This window comes from Streptomyces sp. NPDC058955, assembly GCF_042741435.1.
Classification (GTDB): domain Bacteria; phylum Actinomycetota; class Actinomycetes; order Streptomycetales; family Streptomycetaceae; genus Streptomyces.
This window is the reverse complement of record NZ_JBHYKM010000232.1, coordinates 1-3221: the sequence shown is the minus strand read 5'-3', so window position 1 is coordinate 3221 and position 3221 is coordinate 1. Positions and strand designations below refer to the sequence as shown.

The following is a 3221-nucleotide window of genomic DNA, read 5'->3' as shown; positions in this document are numbered from 1 at the left end:
CACTTAACACCAACAACCCGAAACCCCAGATCGTTTCGTGTCTCGTGGGATCGGAGTTGTGTCTAAGAGACCGGTCGCCGCCCGCTCCGATCTGCCGGCGACGGCGGCGACGACGGCGGGGGCCGGGGTGTTCAAGGAGGAGCGGGACGTGCTCGACTTCGGGCGGATCACCGGAGGGAAGGTGGCATCCGTCGCCGTGCCGGTCGCCGCCGTGGGGCGGCTGCCGCGCCGGAAGAACGTCATCGGGGCGGAGACGACCGGGTCGATCCCCGTCCACCTGCTCTTCCGCGACGGCGGTGAGAACCCCGGCGCCGCCGCCGAGGACGACGGCGGTCCCGACACCGTCGCGATGGCACCGCCCGCCGGCCGGGTCGCGCAGGCCGCCAAGGCGGCGCAGGCCGCGCAGGCCGGGAAGGCCGCGATCCCGAGGCCGGCCAAGCCCGCGCGCGCCGCGTCCGCGCGGCCCGCGCCGACGGCCGACCCGGCGCTCGTGGAGCGCGCGGCGGCGGTGCTGCCGGGCTGGGTCGGCGTGGCCGGCGGGCTGCTCGCGCTCGCCGGGTGCGCGGCGGTCGTGTGGTGGGCGGGCGTCGTGCCCGCCGAGGCCGCGCGGATGCTGCGGCTGCCGCCGCGCCCGTACCACGGGATCCACCTCGCCCAGTGGGCGCTGCTGGCGCTCGGCGTGCTGGTCCTGCTCTTCGCGGTGGGCGGTCTCGGCCGCGGCAGGGTCGGGTACGCCTGGGTGCTGACCCTGTTCGGCGAGTACCGCGGCACGGTCCGCCGTACCGGCCTGGTCTGGGCGAGCCCGCTGCTGCTGCGCCGCCGGGTGGACGTCCGGCTGCGCCACTGGCGCAGCGAGCCGCTGCCGGCGGTGGACGCGAAGGGGACGGCGCTGGACGTGACCGTGCTCGTCGTGTGGCGGGTCCGGGACACCGTCCGTGCCGCGCTCGGGGTCGACGGCCACGAGGACTATCTGCGCGAGCAGGTGGAGGCGGCGATGGCCCGGGTGCTGTCGCAGCTGCCGGCGGACGCGTTCCACGAGGACGCGCCGACGCTGCGGGACGCGGAGGCGGTCGGCGAGGCGCTGACCCGGATGCTGTCGGCGGAGTGCGCGCCGGTCGGCCTGGACGTGTTCTCGGCGCAGCCGACGCGGATCGAGTACGCCCCGGAGGTGGCGGAGGCGATGCGCCGCCGGCGGATCGCGGCGATCGACGCGAAGCACCGGGACAGCGTGCTGACGTCGGTGGTGGACGCGGTGGACGACGTGGTCCACCGGCTGACCAGTCGTGGTCTGGTCGAGCTGGACGACTACGAGCGGAAGGCCCTGGTGAAGGACCTGACGGTGGCGTTCTACACGGGCCGTGGGGGCCCGGGGGAGGGGGCCTGAGGCCGGTTCGGGCTTCCGGTGGGGCGAGGGCGGTCGGGTCTCCCGGCCGCGGCGGGGGGGGGGGGGGGGGGGGGTGGGGGGGGGGGTGGGGGGGGGGGGGGGGGGGGGGCGGGGGGGGGCGCGCCCCCCCCCCCCCCCCCCGCCGCTGGTATGGACATGTTCAACTTCCCTCCCTACCTTGGTACTTGGTCTAGACCTAGAACGGTTCCCTCCGCACGCGTGCAGCACGGCCCAAGGGCATCACAGAACTCCCCCACGTTCTCCCTGGAGCGACAGCATGCGCAAAAAGACAGGGCTGGCCGCCGTGGCGCTCGGCGTCACGGCCGCCTCCCTCTTCGCCACCAGCACCGCGAACAGCCACGGCTACACCGACTCGCCCATCAGCCGCCAGAAGCTCTGCGCCAACGGCACGGTGAAGAACTGCGGCGACATCCAGTGGGAGCCGCAGTCGGTCGAGGGGCTCAAGGGCTTCCCGGCCGCTGGCCCCGCCGACGGCACCATCTGCGCCGGCGGGAACTCCCGCTTCGCGCAGCTGGACGACCCGCGCGGCGGCACCTGGCCGACGACGAAGGTCACGGCCGGTCAGAGCTACAGCTTCCGCTGGCAGTTCACGGCCCGCCACCGCACCACGGACTTCCGGTACTACATCACCAGGAACGGCTGGGACCCGACCGCCAAGCTCACCCGGGCCCAGCTCGACCCGCAGCCGTTCCTCACCGTCCCGTACAACAGCCAGCAGCCGCCGTCGACGCTCTCGCACTCCGGGACCCTCCCGGCGGGCAAGACGGGCCGCCATCTGATCCTGGCGGTGTGGACGGTCGCGGACACCGCGAACGCCTTCTACGCCTGCTCGGACGTTCAGTTCTGACGAAGCGTCAGTTACAGTCCGGGCCATGACGGCCACACCACGGGCAGGCGCGGACACCGTCGCGGAGCTGATACGGCGCCGCTGGGGCGACCACCGGACCGGGCTGAGGGACGAGCGCCACACCCTCAGCCACCACCGGGCCGCCGCGGGCGCCGCCGCCCGGGCCGCCCTGCTCGTGGACCTCATGCCACCCCGGCCGGGGGGCGAGCCGCACCTCGGCCTGCTGCTCGACAACACGCCCGAGTACCCGCTCTGGCTCGGCGCGGCGGCCCTCGCGGGGGCCGCCGTCGCCGGCATCAACCCCACCCGGCGCGGCGCCGAACTCGCCCGCGACATCACCCACACCGCCTGCCGGGTCCTCGTCACCCAGCGCGCCCACCTGCCGCTCCTCGACGGCCTGCCGCTGCCCGGGATCCGCCTCCTGGTCACCGACACCGAGGCGTACCGGGACCTCCTCGCGCCCTACGCGGACGCCCGCCCCGGCGACGCCGTCCTCGGTCCCGTCGGCCCCGGCACCCGCTACCTCCTCACCTTCACCTCCGGCTCCACCGGCGCGCCCAAGGCCGCGCTGCGCAGCCAGGGCGCCGTCGCGTCGGCCGGCGCCGCGCTGGCCCGCGCCTTCTCCGTCGGCCCCGACGACACCCACTACATCTGCATGCCGATGTTCCACGGCAACGCCGTCATCGCCGACTGGGCGCCCGCCCTCGCCGCCGGCGCCGGGATCGCCCTGCGGGCCCGCTTCTCCGCCTCCCGCTTCCTGCCGGACGTCCGCCGCTTCGACGCCACCTACTTCACCTACGTCGGCCGGGCCGTCCAGTACCTCCTCGCCACCCCGCCCGGTCCCCACGACCGAGACCACCGGCTCCGCCGCGGCGTGGGGCCCCCGGCGGGGGCCGGGGGCGCGGCCCCCGGCCCCGCGCGCGGGGGCGGGGCGCCCGGCGCGGGGGTCGGCGCCACCCCGGGGGGGGC

General features: G+C 75.8%; 2 protein-coding genes and 1 pseudogene. All 3 read left to right on the top strand.

Going from position 1 to position 3221, the window contains the following annotated elements:
* Window positions 1-184: 184 nt before the first annotated feature.
* Window positions 185-1384, top strand: a pseudogene (locus ACFW1I_RS38210) (SPFH domain-containing protein); the annotation flags it as partial.
* 277 nt (window positions 1385-1661) lie between these two features.
* Window positions 1662-2252, top strand: a complete 591-nt coding sequence (locus tag ACFW1I_RS38205; RefSeq protein WP_384678736.1) for a lytic polysaccharide monooxygenase — start codon at window positions 1662-1664, stop codon at window positions 2250-2252.
* 25 nt (window positions 2253-2277) lie between these two features.
* Window positions 2278-3221: AMP-binding protein (locus ACFW1I_RS38200; protein ID WP_384678733.1), on the top strand; the 944-nt coding region annotated here is incomplete at its 3' end.